The sequence below is a fragment of the Proteiniclasticum ruminis genome (assembly GCF_900115135.1).
Lineage (GTDB): Bacteria > Bacillota > Clostridia > Clostridiales > Clostridiaceae > Proteiniclasticum > Proteiniclasticum ruminis_A.
Genome location: NZ_FOVK01000004.1, coordinates 79,625 through 102,337, shown reverse-complemented (window position 1 = coordinate 102,337; position 22,713 = coordinate 79,625). Strand labels below are relative to the sequence as shown.

Below are 22,713 nucleotides of genomic sequence, written 5' to 3'. Positions count from 1 at the left end.
ACTAGAAGAAATGATACACGGATTAGATAAGTTCCGGGAATACTTTCAAGATTTCAAAGATAATTATGTAATCATTGGTGGATTAGCAAGCTATTTGCTTCTAGATGATGCTGGGTTTGACATGGCTAGAGCAACAAAAGATATTGATCTAGTATTGAGTGTGGAAGCGCTAACTGATACGTTTATAAGTCAATTCTGGAAGTTTGTTAAAGCCGGAGGTTACACTTGCGTCAGAAAGTCTACTGGGAAAAGAAGATTCTATAGATTTACGCATCCAAGTAGTACTGAATTTCCCATAATGTTAGAAATACTCTCTTGCAAAACTGAAAGATTTGAATTGGGGGAAGATGGTATGGTTCTTCCTATGTTGCTGGAAGACGAGATTGTTAGTCTTTCCGCGATATTGCTAAATAAAGATTATTATGATTTCGTTATGAAACAGAAGATTGAACTCAACGGCTTGATGATTGCAGATGTAAGTTGTATTATTCCTCTGAAAGCAAGAGCCTGGATAGATAATAAACAGCGCAGGGAGAATGGTGAAAATATTCAGAGGGGGGACATCAAAAAGCACAAGAATGATATTTATAAATTATCCCAACTCTTAAAGATTGGAATGCTATCGGAAGTTCCAATGATTATTCAAAGGGATATCCGTAAATTTGTAGCTGAAATTGAAGAAGATGACAATTTCTTGAAAAAATTAGGGATTCGAAATACCACGATGGATCAGATTAAGCAAATGCTGACGGAAGTCTACTGTATAAACACAAAACTGAAGTAAGATGGTTAAAAAAGGAAGACTCTATAGATGAGCAACCGGGAAAATCCTAGAAGGTAAAAACACTTCTAGGATTTTTTGTTGATGTCTTGCTGCTTGTTTGTGGCAGTTTCTCAAGAGTTTATTTTTGATGTACTACTCACAGATACATAGAGTTATCTATTTCGGAGACCAATTTCATAAATCAGAAAAGCAAGCTTTAAAATGGTATAGTCATGGAGTTCTCTTGGATTATAGCCAGTCTTTTCATAAAGACTGTTCAAGCGGTACTGCAAGGTGTTTTTATGAATAAACAGCTCATTGGCGCACCTCGTGATGGAACCGTTGTGTTTTTCATAGGATTTCAGAAGCACCATGAAGTCCCCTTTCTCTTTATCACTCAATCGGCCCAGTATTTTTGACTCAAAGAGAGGGGCGGAGCCGCTGAGCTCCGGAAGAAGGAGGATTCCAAGATCCAAATCCTCATAAAACTGAATGGGAACCTTTAATAAGTTTTTTGCCCACATGAGGCTTTTCTGAGCTTCAGAGAAGGACTTTCTTGAGTCAGCACTCGTGGTGCAAACGGAGCCTACACCGAAAACCAGTTCCAGTCCAAAAGAGTTTTTCACGAGTTCTTGTATAGCAGAAAGATTCAGCCTCAATAAAGCGGGCTTTGTGAGGGTAGAAAGGATGGTCAGCGTATTCCGGTTCAGGGCGAAAATAGTCTGAGACGGATCTGGAACCATTTTCTGCAGATATTTATAAAGAGCAGTATCTACAGCATGATCTGTCAGAAACATTCCTTGCACAACTCTTCGTGGGATCGCGACATCATACTTATAGATATCACGATAGCTGACGTTCTCAAAGTCTGTGCTTTGGGTGTTGTAAAGTAAGTTTTCAATGATGATGCGCTGGTTTTCTTTTGTATTAAAGGATACTTCCTGCAGATATGCTTCTTTTATCAGAATTTCTGTCATTTTTGTCAGGATGTGCACATATTTCGACACATCCTCTGGATTTCCTGTGATGCCCACCACAGCAATGATCTCCTCCTCAAAATACAGAGGAAGATTGATTCCTTTCTTTGTGCCTTTGAACTCATCATCATTCTTTACAGATAGACTTCTTTTTGTCTTTAATACTTTTAGAGCACCTTCATGTTGCTGTCCGATTCTCATAGGATCAGTAGACGCAATGATAATGCCTTCCATGTTCATGAAGTTGATCTCATGCTGTATGATTTCCTTGATGCTCTGTACGATATTCTGTGCAAGTTTACTTGATATTTTCATCTTTCCCACCTCGTATTTGGTAATTGTAACAAAAATTAGTCAAAGTGAAAAGGATTAATATGGTACAGGTACCGTATGAATGTAAACGACAATCAGATAAGATAAGGAAGGATAAAAAAATAACAACTTAAAAGGAGATCGTTATATGGACGCACAAGTCACAATAACCGCCCTTGGGGCACTGGTTGCACTCATCGTATCTATCGTTTTAATCTTTAAGAAAGTCGCACCTTTTTACGCGTTGTTCATCGGAGCCATCCTAGGAGGACTCATCGGCGGAGCGTCGATCGTGGACACCATTGGACTGATGAAAGGCGGAGCAGCTGGAATGATCACGGCCATCTTGAGAATCCTTGCCGCAGGAATCATGGCTGGAATCTTAATCAAGTCTGGTGCAGCAGCATCTATGGCGTACACCATCATCGATAAGCTGGGGGCAAAGAAAGCCCTGCTGGCCATTTCTCTCGCCACCATGCTTCTTACCATGGTGGGTGTATTTATTGACATTTCAGTCATCACAGTAGCACCCATTGCCATTGAGATTGCAAAGAAGCTGAAGATTTCAAGAACAACAATTCTTCTTGCCATGATTGGAGGAGGAAAAGCGGGGAATATGATGTCCCCGAATCCCAATGCCATCGCAGTTTCCGATTCCTTTGGTGTGCCACTGACCAGTGTCATGATGGCGGGCATCATTCCAGCCGTCATCGGTATCGCATTGACATTTGTGGTGGCCACAAAACTCAGTAAAAGTGGAAAAGGCACAAGCTTCAGCCTTGAGGAAGGCGGAGAAGTATCCAATGCTGACAACCTTCCATCCTTTGGAAAGTCAATACTTGGACCAGTTGTGGCCATTGTTCTTCTTTCCTTGAGACCGATCTTTGATATCAACATCGATCCAATGCTTGCCTTGCCAGTGGGAGGGCTTGTGGCTGTCATCGTCCTTGGAAAAGCGAAGCATGTCGTAGAATACACCCAATATGGTCTGGATAAAATGACCAATGTGGCCATCATCCTTCTTGGAACAGGTCTCATTGCGGGTATTATTTCAAACTCAACCCTTGGAGATGTATTTATCAACGCCATTGAGGTACTGGGACTGCCTACGTATCTTCTGGCTCCTATCGCAGGTATCCTCATGTCCGCTGCAACAGCTTCTACCACATCAGGATCTGCAGTTGCGAGCAGTGTATTTGGCGGTACTTTAACTGGAGCGGGTGTTGCTCCTCTGGCTGGTGCAGCGATGATTCATACGGGTGCTACAGTACTTGACCACCTGCCACATGGTTCTTTCTTCCATGCCACTGGCGGAAGTGTATCTATGGCGTTTAAAGAAAGACTGGCGCTGATTCCTTATGAGTCCATGATTGGACTGGCCATGACCATCGTATCCACCATCATCTATGGAGTCATCGGTATCCTGTAAACCCCAACTAAGGAGAAGAATTTATGAAAGAACGTAAGACATATGTGCTGGCTCCGGACTCTTTTAAGGGCAGTTTAACTGCAAAAGAGGTCTGCGAAGCCATGGAAAAAGGAATCAGAAAAGCCTGTCCTGATGCACAGATCGTCCATGTGCCCATGGCGGATGGAGGAGAAGGAACTACTCAAGCTCTTGTGGATGCTACAGAAGGAAGACTTGTGAAAAAAATCGTCACGGGACCTCTTGGGAACCAGGTGGAAGCCATGTATGGAATCCTTGGCGATGGAAAGACAGCAGTCATTGAAATGGCATCAGCAAGCGGAATTCATCTTGTGGATCAGAAGACCAAAAATCCCCTGATCACCACAACCTATGGAACAGGAGAACTGATAAAGGAGTGCCTTGACCAAGGAATCCGAAAGATCATCCTTGGAATTGGTGGAAGTGCCACCAACGATGGTGGAGCAGGTATGGCGGCAGCTCTTGGAATAAAGCTTCTGGATGAGAATGGGAGCATGATTCCTTGGGGGGGCGGCTCATTAAGCTCACTGGACCGGATTGACCGAAGCGAGGTGGATCCACGTCTTTCAGAGTGCATCTTTGAAGTTGCCTGTGATGTGACAAATCCCTTATGTGGTCCCACTGGGGCATCCCATGTCTTTGGTCCGCAGAAAGGAGCTGCTCCTCACATGGTTGAGATTCTGGATCAAAATCTCAGACATTATGCGGATGTAATCAAGCGAGACCTTGGACTAGACGTTTCTGACATACCAGGCGCCGGGGCAGCAGGCGGATTAGGTGCCGGACTTCTTGCCTTCACAAACTGCACCTTGAAACCAGGAGTGGAGATTGTCATTAAGTATACGAATCTGAAGGAAAAGCTGAAAGAAGCAGCTTACTGCTTCACGGGTGAGGGTGGCATAGATTTCCAGACAAAGTTCGGAAAGACTCCTTATGGAGTGGCAAAAACTGCGAAGGAAGTTTGTGAAGAAATCACTGTGGTTGGAATTGCAGGGATGATTGGGGAAGGGATTGAAAGCCTTTATGAGGTTGGGTTTGACGCCATATTTGGCATTGCGCCAGGCGCATCAGAACTGGAAAAGCTTCTACAGGAAGGATCCGTAAATATTGCGAGAACCACAGAGAATATTGTGAGACTGATGAAGAAGTGTGAAAAAAACTGATATAACGTTTTTAAGTTGCGGAGTGTTTCTAGTGGAAATACACAATAAAGTCAATCCAGTATGAATTTGGATTGATAAATAGACCAACAAAAAACTCTACTGAGTTCATTTAGAAGTCAGTAGAGTTTTTATATCTAGTTCCTGAAGACATCAATTGTATGATTGTATATAAATTGGTAAGATGAATATAAAGTTGTTTAGAACATCATTCAAGCATTGGATATCACAATGGAAGGGGCCGGAAATGCATATACGTGAGTTAAGAGATGAAGAAATGGCAGAAGCTGTAAAACTAAGAATATCATGCTGGCCAGAAGAGGTAGGCGGGCTTTCAAACGTTGAACTGGACTATACTAAAGAGTATGCATTCTGGATGGATTGGAAAAACAGAGCCAAAGAAAACAATGATGTACGCCTTCTTTATGGTGTGTTCGCTCAAGAAAAAATGTTGGGGGTGGCTTTTGGAAGCTTTGTGGAGTCAAAAGAGGATCCGCAGCATGGAGTGGAGCTCAATGGACTGTGGGTATATCCCAAGCATCGAGGAAAAGGCGTATCGCTAATTCTTCTTAAGAGGTTATTGGAGGACTTCTCTTTGTTAGGAGCGAAGAAGATGATTATATACAATTATCATTCTGCACCTTCTAATCAATATTACAGGAAGCTTGGCTGTGTTGTTGTAGATAATGAGGTTCAGACAAAAGATAGAATTCTGGTTGATATTTTTTCGGGAGATTTTCGGGTAATGAATCTTAGGATTGATCAATCTATAAACAGATCAGGTTCAATTATGTAGAGAGCAAGCAAGTCATTATTGTTAGATTATAAGGCCTGTAGATGAATGAAACGCCGACGGTGCCAGTATAATTGATATTATACCAATCCTGGGTTTCAATATAAACTGGTAGAACTTTGTTTTGTGACTCATCTGGGGTTTTGATTATCAGGATGGATTGATGACACTAGAGATTGTAAGACTTGTATTTTAATTGTTACTGGATATGGTTAGAGTCTTATTAAGTGATATAATTGTGAAAAGAAGAGTTCTGAGGGATTTTTATGGCAAAAGACTGTTTAGCTTGTGATAAACCTATGGGTGTTTTTACTGGAAAAGTTCAAGTGTCAGATGGTTATATTTGCATTGAATGTTGGACCAAGGCAGGGCTAGATAGCAGTATAAATAGTCTTTCCAGCGGAAAACAGTATCATGGAGAAGCCATCAAAGAAATGATAAAAATGAAAGAAAAGAACCAAGTACTTGTTGATCAATTCAATGCAACGAAGAAGGTTGGTGTGATTTCTTTTGACGATCATACAAGGACACTAGTCATTAAAAAGTCTAAAAAAGATACGAATCTATATAACTACGGTCAACTGCTTAATTTTGAACTCCTCGAAGATGGTGAAACCATAACAAAAGGAGGTCTGGGCAGAGCAGTTGCAGGGGGGCTTTTATTTGGTGGTGTGGGTGCTGTAGTTGGAGGAGTTACTGGAGGCAAAAAGACAAAGGGTGTCTGCAACTCACTACAGATAAAAATAACACTACGTAATAGTCCAAGACAAACTGTATATTTACCTTTTATCACAACTTCTACAAAAACTAGCAGTTTTATCTACAAGACAATGTATAAGTCTGCGCAAGACACTCTCTCCGCGTTACAACTAGCGGTAGATATGGTTGATAGCTCAGAAACGGAGCAAGTAAATTCTGTTTCAGAAGCAGATGAGATTTTGAAGTTCAAAAATCTTTTTGATAACGGTGTTATTTCTGAAGAAGAGTTTAATGCAAAGAAAAAGCAGCTACTAGGGCTTTAATTTTGAAAAAGGAGAGGGATTATGACAAAATTTGAAGAAGGGATGAATATTCTAGAAGAACGTTTTGGAAAAGGTAAAGACAATGTCATTGCCTTGGCAACCATTTCTTTGGAGAGTAGCCAAGATGGATATCCGGTGCCCTGTGTCCGGGATGTGGATGCTTATTATGAAGATGGCGCTTTCTATGTGGTGACCTATGGAACATCCAATAAGATCCGGCAGATTGAGGCGAATCCCGAGGTATCTGTTTCTGTGAATTTTGAAGATTTTTTTGGCAGTGGCAGAGGAGAAAATCTGGGCTGGGTGCTGGACCCTAAAAATGCAGAACTCAGATCGAAGCTCAGAACTGTCTTCAAGGACTGGTATGATTTTGCCAACAATGAAGCAGATGAGAACTGCTGCTTTTTAGCCATTCATCTGAAGAAGGGCACCCTACGAATCAACCATGGAGAGATGTTCTATCATTTTGATTTTGAAAACAGAAGAGCAGAGTAGAAGCAGACAGTAATGTGCTGCTTGATTAAAACAGAAGAACGCCATGAGTCCAATGGATTATGACTCATGGCGTTCTTTCTCAGAAGCTATTTTGTTTCAGTTCATCGTACCTTTTGATGTGTTTGGCAGCTCCACATAAAAGGAGGTGCCTTTACCCGGAGCCGTCTCCACACGAATGGAGCCTCCGTGGAGGGTGACGATTCTATGGGCGATGGTCATACCAAGACCATTGCCGCTGGCCCCATGAGAAGTATCTCCCTGATAAAACTTGTCAAAGATGCGGGGAGCTGTGTCCTCATCCATCCCCGGTCCCTGGTCCCGGATAACAAAGATTAAAGAAGAGACCTTCTCTAGGATGTGCACCTTGATGACGGAACCATCCGGAGAGAACTTCACTGCGTTGTCCAAAAGGTTTATGAAAACCTGCTTCATGAGTTCTTCATTGGCATGGAGCATCAGTTCTCCTCTTTCAAACTCAATATCGATGTTTCTCTCACTCCACTTGCTGTACATCATGGCAATGATGAGGCGGATCTGTTCGCTGACATTGTACTCCTTCTTATCGGTGATGATGGCTTGGTTTTCAAGCTTTGACAGGCTCAGTACCTGATCCGCAAGGTCCGCAAGACGCTCAGATTCACCGATGATGGTGTCCAGATACTCGCTCCGCATCTCTTCTGTCAGATCTTTTCTTTTCAGAATCCTCGCAAAGCCTCGGATGGAAACGATGGGTGTTTTGAATTCATGGGAGAAGTTGTTGACAAAATCGGTTCTTAAAAGCTCCACACTGGCCAGCTCCTCTGCCATATGGTTGAAGCTGTCCGAAAGCTGCTTCAGTTCATAGGGACCCTTCAGGTGGATCCTCGCACTGTAGTCTCCTTCTGCAATCCTGTCTGTGGCCTTCATGATTTCCAGAAGGGGTTTCAGGGGCTTCTCACTGAAGAGGAAAGCAAAGACAGTTCCAATGACAAGGCTGATGATGGCAAAAATAAGAAGAGAGAGTCTGTGGTCATAGTCTATGACGTTGACCCCCATCTTCAGGAGCATGAAACCAAAGAGAAAGATCACCACAGAGGATCCAAACATGATGATGCAGACGATGAGGGCAAAAAGAAGAGCCAGCTGTACTCTTTTGAGCTTTCTTTTCACTCTATCCATGGTGGATCACCGCTTTATATCCGATGCCACGGATGGCCATGATATCAAACTCAGGAGCATCTTCAAAACGCTTTCGGAGCCTGTTGATGTGGACATTCACCGTTACATCGGACGTTTCTGTATCCATACCCCAGATTTCATCCATGAGCTGAAGCCTTGTAAAAATCTTATCCGGGTAGGAAAGGAGCTTATAGAGGAGATAGAACTCTTTCTGGGGGAGGGTCTGGCTCTCGCCATCTCTTGTCACCGTCAGAGCATCATAGTCCAGGGTGATTTGTCCTACATGAAGTTTATGTTCGTTGGCGATGGACGCTCTTCTTAAAAGCGCTTTGATCCGAAGAAGCATTTCTTCTTCCTTTACCGGTTTCACCATGTAATCATCTGTTCCGGCAATGAATCCTTTGGAGAGCTCTTCCGGAAGATGCTTCGCTGTGACCATGAGAATAGGGGTGTTGTCGCCAACACTTCGAAGATGTTCTGTGAATTCATAGCCATCCATGTTCGGCATCATCACATCCAGCACTATGAGATCTATGTGCTGATTCTCCATAATCTGTAGGGCGTCCAGTCCATCGGTGGCAGAAACCACCTTATAGCCGGACAGCGTAAGAACAGCCTTCATGAGTTTTGCAGTGCTTTTGTCGTCTTCCACGACCATAAGCTGAAACATAAAAAATCACTCCTTCAATGGGAAAATTATACCATACAACATAAACTGAATATAAACTCGCTCGCAGTGAAAGAGAGAAATATTCCGGTAGAAAATGTTGAAAAAAAGGAGTGATACGTTTTCAGTTTATCTTCAGTTTTTCTAAGGGCAGTAGAATAGCAGTCGTTAGATCAAAAGAAGGAGACAAAAAATATGCTGCAGATTAAAAACATCAGTAAGAAGTATCAGACAGGAGACCTCATTCAGACTGCTCTGGACGGAGTGAGCCTGAACCTGAGAGACAATGAGTTCGTGGCCATCCTGGGTCCCAGCGGATCCGGAAAGACCACGCTCCTTAACATCATCGGAGGCCTGGACCGCTATGACAGCGGAGACCTCATCATCAATGCCATCTCCACCAAGAAGTATAAAGACAGAGACTGGGATTCCTACAGAAACCATACCATCGGTTTTGTGTTCCAGAGCTATAATCTCATCCCCCACCAGAGCATCCTCTCCAATGTGGAGCTGGCCTTGACCATTTCCGGCATCTCCAGAAAAGAGAGAAAAAACAGAGCAAAAAAAGCACTGGAAGAAGTGGGACTTGGCGAGCAGATCCATAAGAAGCCGAACCAGATGTCCGGTGGACAGATGCAAAGAGTGGCCATCGCGAGAGCTCTTGTGAACAACCCGGATATTCTGCTGGCCGATGAGCCCACAGGTGCACTGGATACAGAAACCAGCGTTCAGGTTATGGAGCTTCTAAAAGAAGTGGCAAAAAACAGGCTGGTGGTCATGGTGACCCACAATCCGGAGCTTGCGGAGGAGTATGCCACAAGAACGGTGCGTTTAAGAGACGGAAGGGTTGTGGACGATACCGACCCCTATGAAGTGGAAGCGGATTCTTTAAAAGAAGCCGAGCATAAGAACATGGGAAAAGCGTCCATGAGCTTTATGACCTCTCTTTCCCTGTCCTTCAACAACTTGAAGACAAAGAAGGGAAGAACCATCCTCACAGCCTTTGCAGGCTCCATTGGAATCATCGGCATTGCGCTGATTCTATCCCTCTCCACTGGCGTGAATCAGTATATTGAGGACATCCAGAAGAGCACCATGGCGTCCTATCCCATCACCATCGAAGAGAGGACCTTTGATCTCAGCACTGTCATTGCAGAGACCCCAGGCCCAGGATTTACTGAGGAAGAAGCGGACCATGCCCTGGACGGGGTCTATGTCAACGGCTCCGATTTGGAGCAGGCTTCCAAGGTTCAAACCAACTACAACGAGAACAATCTCACGGAGTTCAAGAAGTATCTGGATCAAAAAGACAGTGAGATTCATGAATATGTGGGTGAGAATGGCATCATCTACAGCTATAACACCAATTTCAGCATCTTCACAAGAGACAGTGAAGATGCTCTGGTGAACACCGACGGCAGTACACTGGAGGACAAAGAAGAAAGTACTGGAAGACCTGGCGGCGGGATGTTCGGTGGAAATCTCATGGGCGGAAGCACAGGGAACTTTACAGAGCTTCTTCCTGGAGTGAATGGGGAGGGCATCAGCACTGCCATTACAGATACTTATGATGTGGTGGCAGGAGCCTGGCCGAAAGAGTTCAATGAGATGGTGCTGGCCCTGGATAAAAACAGTGAGATTTCAGCCACCAAGCTCTATGAGATCGGCGTGCTGCCTACCTCTGAATACAAAGAGATCATGGAAAAGATGGACAACGGAGAAGTCGTCACCATCGAAAACAGAAAGCTCGATTATGAGGAAATCATGAATCAGCCCTTCTATCTGCTGCCGGCCGTAGATACTTTTGTGAAAGAGGAGAATGGACAGTACAGACAGCAAACGACAGCAGACGAACTGGAGAATCTTCTGGAGAATGCGGTGGAGATGAAAGTCAGCGGCATCATCAGACTGAAAAAGGATGCGGAGTATGCCTTTGTCAGTGGTGTCTTTGGCTACACTCAGGCTCTTACAGACTATCTCATTGACTATACCAATGGTTCAGAGATCGTCAAAGAGCAGGAGGCTTCCAAAGAGATCAATGTGCTCACAGGTGTGAGCTTTGCTCCTGCTGATGATGAAGCGAAAATCGAGGATGCGAAAACCTATCTTGCTACCCTAGGTGTTACAGAGAAGGCAAATCTTTTCCGGACCATCATGGCCAGCGGCCAAGGCAGCACACCTGGAGGCGGAAACGGTATGCCAGGGACAGGAGCGCCAGGACAGAGCGGGGAAATGGGAGAAGTGGAGCTAGCAGCCATGTTTGACAGCTATCTTCAGGACCCTGAGGATGAGACCATCCTAGCGATTTACGAAAGTTATATTTCTCCTGGAAGCTATGAGGAAAACATGGAGAAGTTTGGGGTGGTAAGTCTGGATGCTCCGTCTGCCATCAACATCTATGCGGACAGCTTCGACGCCAAGGACAAGATTTCTGAGGCCATCGAACATTATAATGGCACTGTGGCGGAAGAAAACAAGATCGTCTACACCGATTATGTGGCCATTCTGATGTCTTCTGTCACCACCATCATCAATGTGATCACCTATGTGCTCATTGCTTTTGTGGCAGTATCTCTGGTGGTGTCTTCCATCATGATTGGCATCATCACCTATATCTCTGTACTGGAAAGAACCAAGGAGATCGGGATTTTAAGAGCCATTGGGGCATCCAAGAAGAACATCTCTCAGGTGTTCAATGCGGAAACCTTCATCATTGGGATCATCACTGGATTCATTGGTGTGGGGGTAACGCTGCTTCTTCTCATTCCAGGAAATGCGGTGATTCATGCCATGACGGGCCTTGATACTGTGAATGCGGTGCTTCCACCGGTGAGTGGAATGGTACTCATCGTGCTCAGTATTCTTCTTACCGTGCTCGGTGGTCTTCTGCCAGCAAAGAAAGCAGCGAAGCAGGACCCTGTGGTTGCCTTGAGAACGGAATAAAAAAAGAAGCAGCAGGTAATAAAATATCAGAAGAAGCTGATTTTTAATCATGGGCGGGAGTATCGCAGGGTACGCCCGCTTTTTGAGTGTCATGAAATTTAGTGGAGCGTAAAGGAAACCTGGGGCTTAGTATGTTCATTCGCTGGAATGGTGGTTGATTGATAAGCCTATGAGTTGAATACAGCTCCCTTGTATTTCAGTTTCAATCCAGTATGATGAAGACAGAGAGAAGAAAAGGAAGTGGTTATCGTGAACATGCAGGAAATCATCAGGAAGAAAAGAATGGAAAAGAACCTTTCTCAGAAAGATCTGGCGGAGTATGTCGGGGTCAGCTCTTCTGCAGTGAGCAAGTGGGAAAAGGGCAAGGCTCTGCCTGATGTGACCCTCCTTGGACCCTTGGCAAGACTTCTTAAGGTGTCCTTGGAGGAGCTGCTTAGCTTTCAGCGGGAGCTGTCTCCAGAAATGGAAAAAGGATACTTGGAAGAACTTCATAGAAAGCTGAAGGAAGAGCCTTACATGGAAGCAGTCCAGTGGGCAAGGGAGATTCTCCTTACGTATCCTTCTTCCTATCATCTTATGCTCTGGGTCACGAGCCTTCTGGAGTCCCATACTGTGATGTCTAAGGAAAAAGTGCCTGATGAGAATAAGGACCTATTTGAAAAATGGTATCTGAGGGCTCTTGAGCATGGAGAGGAAAAGGAGAGACTCTTAGCTGCAGAGAGGCTCTATTATTTCTATCTGAGAGACGAAAACTATAAGAAAGCGGAAGAGATGCTTACCTATTTCTCTCAGGAAAATCCCCAGTGGAAGAGAAAAAAGGCGCTGCTGAAAACGAAGACCGGAAACCTGGAGGAAGCCTGGAAAACCTATGAGGAGCTGCTCTTTGCCACCTTCCAGATGGCCAATGAGACTTTTCAGGAAATGACCGTTCTGGCCATGAAGAAAGAGGATATGGATCGGGCTAAGCTTCTTATAGAGAAGCAGACGGCCCTTGCCAAAGCCTTTGACATGGGGCTTTATTATGAGGCGTCACCAAGGCTTGAGCCCGCTGTTTATGAGAAGGATCCGGGTGAAACGAAGAGAATCGCCGAGGAGATGCTGAAGGGGATAGAGAACCTAGATCATTTCACCCGTTCTCCCTTATATGCTCATATGACCTTTAAAGCTTTCAGCCCGGACTTCAAAAATGAGATGAGAGAGAATCTTCTGCAGGCTCTGAGAGATCAGGAGACCTTTGGATATATGGAAAAGGAGGGGTTGGAACAAGTTCAGAAAAACTTGTAGGAGGACTGGAATAAGACAGGGGGTTGATTTGAACCTTAGTACGCAGTGGTTCTGATTGACTTATTCTTACTGATTAAAGTATAATTAATAATAATCAGAGAGATGATTAGTAAGGATAAATGACATAAATTCATCATCAGTGAGGTGAGAGGAAAATGAGAGAGAGCAGTACCGTTGAGTTCAAGAGAGAGTTCACAGAAGACCTGAAGTACGCAGTGGTTGCATTTGCCAACAGTGATGGAGGGAAACTCTACATCGGCATTGAGGATGATGGAAGAGTTCGAGGCGTGGATCAAGGGGAGGACCTCATAGTAAGAGTAAGCAATATGATTAGAGATACGGTGAAGCCTGATGTTTCTATGTTTGTCCAGTATGAGATTCTATCTCTGGAGGAAAAAGAAGTGCTGCTTCTTCAAGTTTCTCGAGGGACAGGCCGCCCCTATTATCTGCAAGGAAAAGGTATCAGACCACAAGGCGTCTATATCAGGCAAGGTGCAGCATCCGTTCCTGCTTCAGAGACAAACATTCTACATATGATCAAAGAGACCAGCGGAGACCGCTTTGAGGAAGCAAGGGCCATAAACCAGCAGCTCACCTTCCAGAAGACATGGGACTACTTCAGAAAAAAAGAAATCGAGTTTGGAGAAGCTCAAATGAGAAGCCTGAATTTCCAGGATGAAGACAATATGTATACAAATCTAGCGATGTTGTTTTCTGATCAATGCGTGTCTTCCATAAAGATGGCGGTGTTTGAAGGCAGCAAGAAAACTGTATTCCGGGATCGAAGAGAATTCACAGGGTCCATTCTCCATCAGTTGGAGGAAGCGTATGGGTTTATACACAAGTACAACAGAAACCGCTCAGAATTCAGGGGACTGGAGAGAGTAGACCGGCAGGATTATCCTGAAGAGGCCATCAGAGAGGCTCTTCTGAATGCCATTGTACATCGTGATTACGCAGTGAGAGGATCCACTCTAATCAGTATTTTTGATGATCGAATCGAATTTGTGACCTTAGGCGGGTTGGTTCGTGGGATTGCGTTTAGTGATCTTATGCTTGGTGTTTCGGTTCTTAGAAATGAAAGGCTAGGTCAGATCCTCTACAGATTGAAACTGATTGAAGCTTATGGGACAGGAATGCTGAAGATTCAGGAGAGCTATCAAGGCGAGCAGAGGAAGCCGGAAATCAAGGTGGCAGAGAATTCATTCAAAGTAATCCTGCCGAACAGGAACTTCGAGCATGCAGCAGATATCCCTGCTCTTAAAGAGAAAGTAGGAAAATACAGGGTTCTTCACGAAGAATCCAGGGAGGAAAAAATTCTGAAGCTGTTCATGAGAAAGAGCAGTATCTATAGAAAAGAAGTGGAAGATGAACTTTCAGTCTCTCAGGCTACTGCGGTTTTACTCATCCGAAGCTTAGTAGAGAAAGGGATTCTCCAGAATGTTTCTGGTGGTAAATACAGCAGATATGAGCTTGGGCTTGAAGGAGAAAAGGTTCTGAAGAAGATGATTGAGAACCATTGATGTGTTCAAGACACGAAAAGGGAAAAGGTGCAGAGGTTTCTTCATGAGAGAAACTACTCTGCACCTTTTTTAGGAGCGGTATTGTAGAATTTTTCTTTTCACAGGAGATCTTGAGAGTCCTGCGTTGATGACAAAGGCTAAGATGCCACCGATGCCAAACTGCACAATATTCCAGGGCACACTGAAAATGGAAGCCAGGAAGTTCCCGTATATGATACCAGAAGCTACATAGTAGCCCAGTACCATGACAATGCCTGCCACAATCATGCCCACCAGCTGACTGAAGGTGATGCCATAGCGGTCCTTCAGCTTAAAGAGGATGAGAGAAAGGAGAGGGAGGCCGATGGCCACCACAAGGAGCTGGATGTTCAGGTTCTTTACAATCTCTCCTGCCAGGGCGATGCTGGAAGCGCCTTCCACATTTTCCATGATGGTTTCTAAAGTGGTGTTCCCTGCGGTGTAGATAAAGGCAAAGAGGGAACCGATCCATATAAGGGAAGTCCCCCAGAGCACATGCTTCTGGTTTCTTTTCTCACTGGAGAAGTATCCGACGATAAAGCCCATGAGGCCTTTTATGAGGAGCGTTGGCAGTGCCCAGTGGGCATAGCCCCCAAGAAGGTCTGCCATGGCAGATCCGATGCCTGCAGCCACTGCGCCATGGACAGGTCCCAGAAGAATGCCCCCTAGAAAAATAGCGGTATCTCCTGCATGAATATATCCATTGGTGAAGGGAATGGGAATTTTGATGACTGATGTTGTGATGAACACAAAAGCCGTCATCAGGGCTGTATAGGTCAAAGTTCTAATGTTGCTTTTCATAGGTACTCCTTCTTCATCTTGTATTCAACTTGAGTATACTTTATAATTGACATCATCAATAGGTACAATTTAAGTGATTTCAATAAGGTCAGATGAGGTGAGAACATGATCGGATATATGATGAAGTTTGAGGATGGAACAGGCATCCCTAAATATATTCAGCTGTATGAACGGCTGAAAGAAGATATTCTCAAAGGAATCCTGAAAAAAGGGGAGAAGCTCCCTTCCGTAAGGTCCGTTTCCGCATCCTTAGGTGTAAGCAAGATCACGGTGGAAAATGCCTATACCCAGCTTCAGCTGGAAGGATTTGTGGAAAGTGTGCCCAAAAGCGGATTCTATGTTCAGGACATAGAGAGCACCCTTTGGGATTTTGGCAAGGACCCTGGAGAAAAAGAGAAGATGGAGCATATGGTGGAAGAAATCCCTCAGGACCGGGCCAGTGAGGGCACCTTCAATTTTCAGGAATGGAAGAAAGCCATAAACCATGTGTTGGAGTATCGGAGCGATTCCCTTTTAAGCGTTGGAGACATTCAGGGAGAGTATGAGCTGCGCCTGGAAATCGCCAAGTTCATCAGTCAGTCCAGAGGCGTTCGGGCAGAGCCCAGTCAGGTGGTGGTGGGGGCAGGGATCCAGGTGCTTTTCAGTCTGCTGGCTTCCTTTCTTCGGACCTCTACCCAGGAGATCGCCTTTGAGTACCCAGGATTTTCCAAGGGCATGTATGTGTTTGAGGACCATGGCTATGAGACCTTGAAGATTCCCATTGAAGAAGATGGGTTAAGGATTGAAGACCTGGAAAAGAGCAGAGCGAAAATTGTCTATGTGTCTCCTTCCCATCAGTATCCCACAGGCAGTGTCATGCCCATCCGAAAGAGAATGCAGCTGTTAAGCTGGGCGGAAAGGGAGAAAGGCTACATCATTGAAGATGATTATGACAGCATCCTTCGCTATGAAGGATACCCGGTGCCTGCTCTCCAGGGTATATCCACCAGTGGCCGCGTGATTTATGCAGGGTCTTTCTCGAAACTACTTATTCCATCTCTACGCATCAGTTTTCTCATTCTTCCTCAGGAGCTCCTGAAGAGCTTCCACATGGTGAGAAGCCGCTACTCCCAGTCTGTGTCTAAAACCGAGCAGCTGGCGCTGGCAGAATATATGCGGGATGGCTCCTTTGAGAGGCACCTTCGAAGAATCCGGATTCTTTATAAGAAAAAGAACCAGCTGTTGGTGGAGGCCTTCAAAAAATATCCCACGAAATATTTTGAGCTGGTGGGCAAAGAATCAGGACTTCATGTGGTTTTATCCTTTGCAAAAGAAGTGTCGCTGCCTGATATGGTGGAACGGGCGAAAGCGGAAGGCATTGCCTTGGAAGGGGTAGAGGAATATCAGGACAACAGGATCCTCGTCTTCTCCTACAGCGGCATCAAGGATGAGGAAATGGATGCGGTGGTGAAAAAACTGGTGAGATGCAGTGAGGATGCAGCGAGAAAGGAAGTGGACTGAACATGGAAGATATGCTTTTTGAAACGGAAAGGCTCTATTTTAGAGCCCTTCAGAAAGAGGATCTGGAGGAGATCATGGAGATCTGGGGAGATGACGAGGTCATGGCGTGGAGCGGTGGTGCTGGAACCAGAGAGCAGGAAGAACGGTCCATCTCTTTTTATCAGACCATGCAGAAGGAGCGGGGGTTTTCTCCATACCTTGTTCTTCTAAAGGAAACGGAAGAAGCAGTAGGCGTCTGCGGATTCAATCCGCCTGTGGAAAGCTTTGATGCGGAGCTTCTTTACCACTTTAAAAAAAGACACTGGGGAAAAGGCTATGCTACAGAGTCCGTCCTTGGAGTGACTCAGTATGCCAAAGAAATTTTGCATCTCAGAAGCATCATTTCTTCTGCAGACCCCAGAAATACATCCTCCCAAAAGGTGCTGGAAAAAGCTGGCTACCGGTATATTGGGATGAAGTGGTACGAAGATCTTTCCCAGGAGGAGCCCACCTATGTGTGGGAGAGTGATGAAACAGCATAGAAACAGGGAAGTGCCTTGAAGAGATTCCAGGCACTTTTAATATGCGAAAAAGAGTGTTCCAGAACCTCATCACAAGTGTAAAAATCGTTGCGGGAGAGGCTTCTACAGAGTATGATGAGAGTAAGATAACAAAGAATTGCATCTTTGTGAAATCATTAGAAATTCCGTGGGATAGAGCTCAGGAATTTGGAGTTTTAGAGAGGGTGAAGCAGCTTGATCATTGTGTATGCGTCAAAAACCGGGTTTACGAAAAAGTATGCGAGTATGCTGTCGGAAAAGCTTGGGGTGGATATAGTGGATGTGAAGGAGCTTCCTAAGGTGCCAAAGGAGTCGGAGGTGCTGTATCTAGGCTGGATGAAAGTGGGGAAAGTTCAGGGACTTCAGAAGATGAAGGGACATAAGGTGGTTGCGGTATGCGGATCCGGAACAGGCAGGAGTGCAGAACCCAGTGAAGAAGAAGTGAAAAGGCGTAATAGGATTGAGAACAAATCGTTCTTTTATCTTCGGGGAGGATGCAGACCTCTTCGTGATCTCAAGGGGATGGATAAGGTGATGCTTTCGATGTTTGTGAAAGCGATGAGGAAAAGCGCAGAGAAGGATGAACGGAAAAAGGAGGCGGTGGAGATCATCGTTCATGGCTTTGATGGAGTAAAAGAAGAAAATCTAATTCCGGTTTTAAAATGGGCAGAAAAAAGAATGTCTTCATTAGAGAATAGGTAGGGGTCCATGAAATGGTGAAGGATCATTGGCAGACTATAGTTCACAGGAATAAAGAAAGAGAAAGGATGGTGTTTTATGAAAAAAAAGTGGATGTTCCCTTTTCTCATGGCAGTGCTTCTGATAGTTGCAGCTGGCTGTGGCAAAAGTGAATCTGTGGATCCTCCGGGAAATGAGCCCAAGGAGGAAGAGCCCTCGGTAGAAACTTCTTCTGAGAATCCTGAGACGGAGGAGCCTTCCGAGGAAAATCCGGAAGAAGAAAAACCTGCAGCACTTTCCCTGGAGGGCTTTGGCAATACCATGTCCAATATCATCAATGATGGTATGGCAGTCTATGAGGCGCCCTATCTTTATCACATGGACAGCATGATTACTGGAAATATTCTTCGGACCAACCTGGAGACAAAGGAATCAGAGGTGCTGGTGGAAGGCCAGTTCAGTTTTCTGAACTATGGAGATGGAACACTCTTTTTTGCAGGTTCCTATTATCCAGAGGAAGCTACAGAAAGCTCCTATGGTATTTTCAGAATGGATACGGATGGAGAAAATCTCATGCTGCTCCAAAAAGGATACATTACAGATCTTCTACTGTATGACGAGTATCTATATTTCTTTAACAGCGATGAGGGAGGCCTCTTTAGGCTCAAGTATGATGGAACGGAAGAAACCTTGCTGGTGAAGGATGTTTACGAAGGCTATGCTTTGGTGAATGATATGATCTATCTGAATAACTATCTGGATGGAGCCAGCGAGTCCTATGTCTATAAGCTTCCTCTTACTGGCGGAACACCGGAGAAGGTGGACGAGCAGGATACCTTCGGTACGGACCTTTTCCCAACCAAGGGATCCATCTTATATGAGCCAAGGGTGAATGGCAGCAGAGGTATGACAAGATTTAATACGGAAAATGGTCAATTTTCTCAGCTGGATAAAGCAATCAGCGGTGTCACTGAGGCAGAGGACTTCATCTACTATTATTGGTCAGGCCGCCGGCAGGATAAAGCAGACCAGGGTATTTACAAGAGCAGACCAGATGGATCAGAAGAAGAGCTTCTTCTTCAGGTACAGATTGCGTTCAGTCTGAACTATGTAAATGGAAAACTGTATTATCATAACAATGATGAGAAAAGGCGAATTTCAGTGCTGGATCCCGTAACACTGGAGCAAAGCTTCCTTCCCCTGATGGAAGAGGTTGCGCCATAGCTGTTATAATAAACTAGATAAGACTGCTTCCACTTTCAAAGAAGGGAGCAGTCTTTTTCACCGTTATCTACGGATGTCTACAAAATGATTGAAAATTTCAAAAAGATAGAGTACCGTAAAGTATATAGGTTGACGCTCAGAACGAAAGAAGAGTCTTCAGGTGGATATACGCAGATCAGATGAAGAAAGTGGTGAAATGATGAAACAGGTGATACATATCTATGGTGCCTCTGGCTCTGGCACATCCGCTCTAGGGAGGAAAGTCAGTGAGCTCTTGGGGTATACTTTTCTGGATACGGATGAATTCTTCTGGAAAAGAACCAATCCCATGTACAGTGAAAGACGAGAGCCGGAAGAAGCGGTGTCCATGATTCTCCAAAAGATCAAGGCTTCCCAGAAGACCGTTCTTTCTGGCTCTCTGGTGGACTGGGGGGATGAACTCATGAAAGAGTTCACTTTGGCAGTGCGCCTGGATACAGAGACGAAAGTCAGGCTTCATCGAATCAAAGAAAGAGAATATGAGAAATTTGGGGAGCGGATCCTACCGGAGGGAGATATGTATGAGCAGCATCTGAGGTTTTTGGAGTGGGCTGGAAAGTATGATACAGGAAGCGCCCATATGAGAAGTCGTGAAAAGCATAATCTCTGGCAGAGGCTTCTTCCGTGCCCTCAGCTGAACCTAAGCGGGGAAGATCCTTTGGAGATGAATGTAGAGAAGATTGAGGATTTTCTTGCTTTTATGGAGAAGACCGAGGTGATTAAGAAGCTGGTAGAAAGTCATTTTCTAGGGGAAGCATCGGGTCATGATGTCTATCATACCTTAAGGGTTTATCGGAATGCCCTGATGCTGGCGAAAGAAATAGACTGCTCTTTGGAGGTGGTGTCTCTAGCCGCTCTTCTTCATGATGTGGATGATGAGAAGCTATTTCAAAGCAAGGAGCTTCAGTTTGCAAGAAGGTTCCTGGAAGAAGCTGATATAACTCCGGCACTTCAGGAGCGGGTTCTGGAAGCCATCCGTACCGTATCTTTCAAGAACCGCAGAGAGAATGCTCCTTCCACCATAGAAGGGATGATTGTTCAGGATGCGGACCGCCTGGATGCCTTAGGTGCCATAGGAATAGCCAGAACTTTTGCCTTTGGCGGTAGCCGGGGACGGGCGATGTATGACCCCAAGGAGAAACCGAATCTTTCCATGACACCGGAAGAGTATAGAAATAGTAACGGAAGCTCGGTAAATCATTTTTATGAGAAACTGTTTCTTCTGAAGGATCTCATGAACACAGAGGCAGCCAAAGAAATAGCCCGGGAGCGGGAAGAGTTCATGAAGAGATTTCTCCAGGAGTTCTATAAAGAATGGAATGGCTTCTGAGAAAAGCCTTCTAAAGATAAGAATGAATGATGATATCGGAGGATTACAAATGGAAGAGCTGAAAAATATACTGAAAAAATTTGTGGATTCTGGGTGGGACCTGATTTCCATACCATCCCAAGGATATTTGGCCGGAACAGTTTCCGGAGAAACTCTTTTGGAAGCTGTGGAAAAGGCAGATGAGGAATGCGGCAGCTGCGGCTGCGAACTGGATCCGCTCTACAAAAGATGCATGGTTCTTTTGAAAGAGCAAAGTATGTAATGTGATGCGTTTATATTGAAAAAATATGTTGGACAATTGAGGAGGACGAGAGATGTTATTTGTGTTTATGGGTCCCAGCTGCAGCGGGAAATCCACAGCAGCTGAGATTGTAGGAAAAAGAACAGGTGCAAAGATATACTCTGGTAAGGATTATCTGAGACTTGCGAAAGCGGAAGGGGATGCCTGGAGGATCTTCCACGAGAAATTGGAAGAAGCTTCAAAACCTGATGGTGAAGAATCCCTTATTTTTGTGTGTACAGAGAAGGAGCTTTTTGACCGCATCCGTGTTACGGAGAACATCTTCACTGTACGCTTTACGGCAACACCGGAAGACATTAAAAGGCGATTTGCAGAGCGCATGCGCGGAACTCTTCCCAAACCACTTGAGGTGATGCTGGAGAAGCAGATGCATCTTTGGGAAGGCATAGAGGCAAAGCTTCTGGTGGATTCCAGTAGTGAATCACCAGAGGATGCTGCAGAGAGGATTTTAACGGCATAAGCAGCTGATGAATACAGTATATAAAAGCAAAAAGGAAGAGGCACGGAGCCTCTTCCTTATATAAAAGCAAAAAGGAAGAGGCACGGAGCCTCTTCCTTTTTGAATGAAGTTGTTGTGGAGGTTCTTAGCCGAACAGCCCCTTAAAGAAATTGCCGATGGCTTCCAGGATGCTTCTGAAGAATCCTGAGATTCCAGTCTTCACATCTTCATCCAGATTGTCCCAGGTGGACTTCACGTCATCCAGAAGATTTCCGCCGTTTTCAATGAGATTCTTACCGAATTCTTTGATGGCTTCTTTCTGGGCTTCTGTAAACTCCAGTTCTCCAAACTTTTTCATGAGCTCAATGAGCTTTTCTTTGTTTTCTTCAGAGAGAATATCGCCCAGGTTGTAGTTGTTGAGGACGTTGTTTACGATATTTGTGATGTTTACCTGATTGATGTCTCCGCCATTCTCCTCTTTTTCTTTCTGGATCTGGGCTTTGATTTCTGCGATGGCTGCGTTTAAGAGCTCATCAGAGTACCCTTCTTTGCCTTCATTCTCTTCACTGATGTCAGAGGTTTCCTGAAGCTCTTCCTGAGCTACGATGACATTTTCTTCTGGAAGCTCAAAGCCCGCATCACTGAAGGCTTTGTATACCCCAGCCAAAGCACCGGATCCGTCCACCGCTTTTACGGAAGCGATTCGGATGGTGAGATTCACAGCCCCTGCGGTGATGGCCGCATTCTGGTACTGGGCTGGTGTGATTTTTGTGATGGTCTCTGGGGTGACAATCTCCACGCGAACTCCTTCCCCAGTGTTTCCAGGCTTCAGATAGACGGAAGAGTATACCTGATAATAGTCGTAGCTGTTATGAAGGATGTCATTAAGCTCATTGATCTTCACGATAATCTCTTTGGCATCTGGATCTTTAGAAAGAAGCTCTGCGGTTCTTTCCTTTTCAGATGCTGTGAGGCTTTCTCCATAGGCAAAAACCGGGTCTTTCAGTTCATCAGCCAGGACTTTTTCTGAAGGCATAGCAAAGCTTGCAAGCATAAGGCCTGAGAGTGCTAAAGTCAGTGCTGTATTTTTTATCCATTTTCTTTGATTCATCTTCACTGGTCTCCTTTCATAAGAGGGCTGTATTCTATTCTCCAAGAATATAACATAAAGTTCTTGGGAAAGAATGTAGAAACCTTTAAGATTTTTCCTGTTCACTCTTCAGAACTTTTCATCCTCACCAAAGGCTTGGTTTCCATGGTAGAATAGAAGAAAGATGCAAGATGAGATGTGAGGAGAGAG

At 44.8% G+C, this 22,713-nt stretch carries 21 protein-coding genes; 16 read left to right on the top strand and 5 right to left on the bottom strand.

The features are described from left to right. Nucleotides 1-10: 10 nt before the first annotated feature. Nucleotides 11-784 carry a hypothetical protein gene (locus BM243_RS08005; RefSeq protein ID WP_074911854.1) on the top strand — a complete coding sequence of 258 codons (774 nt, stop codon included), beginning with the start codon at nucleotides 11-13 and terminating at the stop codon, nucleotides 782-784. A 152-nt stretch (nucleotides 785-936) separates the two neighbouring features. Here BM243_RS08005 and BM243_RS08000 read toward each other — a convergent pair whose 3' ends face one another. Next, on the bottom strand, nucleotides 937-2,055 hold the full coding sequence (locus BM243_RS08000; RefSeq protein WP_074911853.1) for a CdaR family transcriptional regulator: 1,119 nt from the start codon (nucleotides 2,053-2,055) through the stop codon (nucleotides 937-939). Between the two features lie 145 nt (nucleotides 2,056-2,200). Between BM243_RS08000 and BM243_RS07995 the strand changes: the two genes are divergently transcribed. The 5 genes from BM243_RS07995 (at nucleotide 2,201) to BM243_RS07975 (ending at nucleotide 6,969) form a co-directional block, all read left to right on the top strand. Beyond that, nucleotides 2,201-3,481, top strand: a complete 1,281-nt coding sequence (locus tag BM243_RS07995) for a GntP family permease (RefSeq protein ID WP_074911852.1) — start codon at nucleotides 2,201-2,203, stop codon at nucleotides 3,479-3,481. 23 nt (nucleotides 3,482-3,504) lie between these two features. After that, nucleotides 3,505-4,662, top strand: coding sequence for a glycerate kinase family protein (locus BM243_RS07990; protein ID WP_074911851.1), 1,158 nt, complete (start codon nucleotides 3,505-3,507; stop codon nucleotides 4,660-4,662). Between the two features lie 274 nt (nucleotides 4,663-4,936). Next, on the top strand, nucleotides 4,937-5,455 hold the full coding sequence (locus BM243_RS07985; RefSeq protein WP_177213486.1) for a GNAT family N-acetyltransferase: 519 nt from the start codon (nucleotides 4,937-4,939) through the stop codon (nucleotides 5,453-5,455). A 263-nt stretch (nucleotides 5,456-5,718) separates the two neighbouring features. Continuing rightward, a complete protein-coding gene (locus tag BM243_RS07980) occupies nucleotides 5,719-6,474 on the top strand; it encodes an SHOCT domain-containing protein (protein ID WP_074911849.1) in 756 nt (251 codons plus the stop codon). 21 nt (nucleotides 6,475-6,495) lie between these two features. Next, entirely contained in the window at nucleotides 6,496-6,969 is a 474-nt protein-coding gene (locus BM243_RS07975) for a pyridoxamine 5'-phosphate oxidase family protein (RefSeq protein ID WP_074911848.1), read from the top strand. 96 nt (nucleotides 6,970-7,065) lie between these two features. Here the strand turns inward: BM243_RS07975 and BM243_RS07970 are convergent, their stop codons facing one another. Further along, nucleotides 7,066-8,127 carry a HAMP domain-containing sensor histidine kinase gene (locus BM243_RS07970; protein WP_074911847.1) on the bottom strand — a complete coding sequence of 354 codons (1,062 nt, stop codon included), beginning with the start codon at nucleotides 8,125-8,127 and terminating at the stop codon, nucleotides 7,066-7,068. Beyond that, on the bottom strand, nucleotides 8,120-8,797 hold the full coding sequence (locus BM243_RS07965; protein ID WP_074911846.1) for a response regulator transcription factor: 678 nt from the start codon (nucleotides 8,795-8,797) through the stop codon (nucleotides 8,120-8,122). Before BM243_RS07965 ends, BM243_RS07970 begins: the two co-directional genes overlap by 8 nt. Before the next feature lie 192 nt (nucleotides 8,798-8,989). On the opposite strand from BM243_RS07965, the gene BM243_RS07960 reads away from it, so the two are divergent. The 3 genes from BM243_RS07960 (at nucleotide 8,990) to BM243_RS07950 (ending at nucleotide 14,544) form a co-directional block, all read left to right on the top strand. Continuing rightward, complete coding sequence (locus tag BM243_RS07960; RefSeq protein WP_074911845.1) at nucleotides 8,990-11,737, top strand: ABC transporter ATP-binding protein/permease; 2,748 nt, start codon at nucleotides 8,990-8,992, stop codon at nucleotides 11,735-11,737. A gap of 255 nt (nucleotides 11,738-11,992) precedes the next feature. Continuing rightward, entirely contained in the window at nucleotides 11,993-13,021 is a 1,029-nt protein-coding gene (locus BM243_RS07955; RefSeq protein WP_242943533.1) for a helix-turn-helix domain-containing protein, read from the top strand. Between the two features lie 155 nt (nucleotides 13,022-13,176). After that, nucleotides 13,177-14,544: an RNA-binding domain-containing protein gene (locus BM243_RS07950; RefSeq protein ID WP_074911843.1), complete on the top strand. Its 1,368-nt coding sequence runs from the start codon at nucleotides 13,177-13,179 to the stop codon at nucleotides 14,542-14,544. A 69-nt stretch (nucleotides 14,545-14,613) separates the two neighbouring features. Here the strand turns inward: BM243_RS07950 and BM243_RS07945 are convergent, their stop codons facing one another. Next, nucleotides 14,614-15,363, bottom strand: a complete 750-nt coding sequence (locus tag BM243_RS07945) for an ECF transporter S component (protein ID WP_074911842.1) — start codon at nucleotides 15,361-15,363, stop codon at nucleotides 14,614-14,616. 105 nt (nucleotides 15,364-15,468) lie between these two features. On the opposite strand from BM243_RS07945, the gene BM243_RS07940 reads away from it, so the two are divergent. The 7 genes from BM243_RS07940 to BM243_RS07910 all read left to right on the top strand — a co-directional run bounded on the left by BM243_RS07940 (nucleotide 15,469) and on the right by BM243_RS07910 (nucleotide 21,434). Continuing rightward, nucleotides 15,469-16,863, top strand: coding sequence for a MocR-like pyridoxine biosynthesis transcription factor PdxR (locus BM243_RS07940; protein WP_083422690.1), 1,395 nt, complete (start codon nucleotides 15,469-15,471; stop codon nucleotides 16,861-16,863). A gap of 2 nt (nucleotides 16,864-16,865) precedes the next feature. Beyond that, nucleotides 16,866-17,384, top strand: coding sequence for a GNAT family N-acetyltransferase (locus BM243_RS07935; RefSeq protein ID WP_074911841.1), 519 nt, complete (start codon nucleotides 16,866-16,868; stop codon nucleotides 17,382-17,384). A 222-nt stretch (nucleotides 17,385-17,606) separates the two neighbouring features. Further along, nucleotides 17,607-18,104, top strand: a complete 498-nt coding sequence (locus tag BM243_RS07930; RefSeq protein WP_242943532.1) for a flavodoxin family protein — start codon at nucleotides 17,607-17,609, stop codon at nucleotides 18,102-18,104. A 75-nt stretch (nucleotides 18,105-18,179) separates the two neighbouring features. Beyond that, nucleotides 18,180-19,304 (top strand): DUF5050 domain-containing protein, encoded by a 1,125-nt coding sequence (locus tag BM243_RS07925; protein ID WP_074911839.1) that lies wholly within the window; start codon nucleotides 18,180-18,182, stop codon nucleotides 19,302-19,304. A 160-nt stretch (nucleotides 19,305-19,464) separates the two neighbouring features. Next, nucleotides 19,465-20,673, top strand: coding sequence for an HD domain-containing protein (locus BM243_RS15395; protein ID WP_242943531.1), 1,209 nt, complete (start codon nucleotides 19,465-19,467; stop codon nucleotides 20,671-20,673). Nucleotides 20,674-20,722: 49 nt separating this feature from the next. Continuing rightward, on the top strand, nucleotides 20,723-20,935 hold the full coding sequence (locus BM243_RS07915) for a hypothetical protein (protein WP_074911961.1): 213 nt from the start codon (nucleotides 20,723-20,725) through the stop codon (nucleotides 20,933-20,935). Nucleotides 20,936-20,987: 52 nt separating this feature from the next. Continuing rightward, complete coding sequence (locus BM243_RS07910) at nucleotides 20,988-21,434, top strand: nucleoside/nucleotide kinase family protein (RefSeq protein ID WP_074911838.1); 447 nt, start codon at nucleotides 20,988-20,990, stop codon at nucleotides 21,432-21,434. A gap of 124 nt (nucleotides 21,435-21,558) precedes the next feature. Here BM243_RS07910 and BM243_RS07905 read toward each other — a convergent pair whose 3' ends face one another. Further along, complete coding sequence (locus tag BM243_RS07905) at nucleotides 21,559-22,524, bottom strand: DUF1002 domain-containing protein (RefSeq protein WP_074911837.1); 966 nt, start codon at nucleotides 22,522-22,524, stop codon at nucleotides 21,559-21,561. Between the last annotated feature and the right edge of the window lie 189 nt (nucleotides 22,525-22,713).

What these genes read in the sequence shown, in the direction of transcription:
- BM243_RS07915 (WP_074911961.1), top strand. Translation starts at nt 20,723, where the DNA reads ATGGAAGAGCTGAAAAATATACTGAAAAAATTTGTGGATTCTGGGTGG.
- BM243_RS07975 (WP_074911848.1), top strand. Translation starts at nt 6,496, where the DNA reads ATGACAAAATTTGAAGAAGGGATGAATATTCTAGAAGAACGTTTTGGA.
- BM243_RS07910 (WP_074911838.1), top strand. Translation starts at nt 20,988, where the DNA reads ATGTTATTTGTGTTTATGGGTCCCAGCTGCAGCGGGAAATCCACAGCA.
- BM243_RS07945 (WP_074911842.1), bottom strand. Translation starts at nt 15,363, where the DNA reads ATGAAAAGCAACATTAGAACTTTGACCTATACAGCCCTGATGACGGCT.
- BM243_RS07995 (WP_074911852.1), top strand. Translation starts at nt 2,201, where the DNA reads ATGGACGCACAAGTCACAATAACCGCCCTTGGGGCACTGGTTGCACTC.
- BM243_RS07960 (WP_074911845.1), top strand. Translation starts at nt 8,990, where the DNA reads ATGCTGCAGATTAAAAACATCAGTAAGAAGTATCAGACAGGAGACCTC.
- BM243_RS07905 (WP_074911837.1), bottom strand. Translation starts at nt 22,524, where the DNA reads ATGAATCAAAGAAAATGGATAAAAAATACAGCACTGACTTTAGCACTC.
- BM243_RS07990 (WP_074911851.1), top strand. Translation starts at nt 3,505, where the DNA reads ATGAAAGAACGTAAGACATATGTGCTGGCTCCGGACTCTTTTAAGGGC.
- BM243_RS07965 (WP_074911846.1), bottom strand. Translation starts at nt 8,797, where the DNA reads ATGTTTCAGCTTATGGTCGTGGAAGACGACAAAAGCACTGCAAAACTC.
- BM243_RS07950 (WP_074911843.1), top strand. Translation starts at nt 13,177, where the DNA reads ATGAGAGAGAGCAGTACCGTTGAGTTCAAGAGAGAGTTCACAGAAGAC.
- BM243_RS07955 (WP_242943533.1), top strand. Translation starts at nt 11,993, where the DNA reads ATGCAGGAAATCATCAGGAAGAAAAGAATGGAAAAGAACCTTTCTCAG.
- BM243_RS07970 (WP_074911847.1), bottom strand. Translation starts at nt 8,127, where the DNA reads ATGGATAGAGTGAAAAGAAAGCTCAAAAGAGTACAGCTGGCTCTTCTT.
- BM243_RS07940 (WP_083422690.1), top strand. Translation starts at nt 15,469, where the DNA reads ATGATCGGATATATGATGAAGTTTGAGGATGGAACAGGCATCCCTAAA.
- BM243_RS07980 (WP_074911849.1), top strand. Translation starts at nt 5,719, where the DNA reads ATGGCAAAAGACTGTTTAGCTTGTGATAAACCTATGGGTGTTTTTACT.
- BM243_RS07925 (WP_074911839.1), top strand. Translation starts at nt 18,180, where the DNA reads ATGAAAAAAAAGTGGATGTTCCCTTTTCTCATGGCAGTGCTTCTGATA.
- BM243_RS07985 (WP_177213486.1), top strand. Translation starts at nt 4,937, where the DNA reads ATGGCAGAAGCTGTAAAACTAAGAATATCATGCTGGCCAGAAGAGGTA.
- BM243_RS08000 (WP_074911853.1), bottom strand. Translation starts at nt 2,055, where the DNA reads ATGAAAATATCAAGTAAACTTGCACAGAATATCGTACAGAGCATCAAG.
- BM243_RS07935 (WP_074911841.1), top strand. Translation starts at nt 16,866, where the DNA reads ATGGAAGATATGCTTTTTGAAACGGAAAGGCTCTATTTTAGAGCCCTT.
- BM243_RS08005 (WP_074911854.1), top strand. Translation starts at nt 11, where the DNA reads ATGATACACGGATTAGATAAGTTCCGGGAATACTTTCAAGATTTCAAA.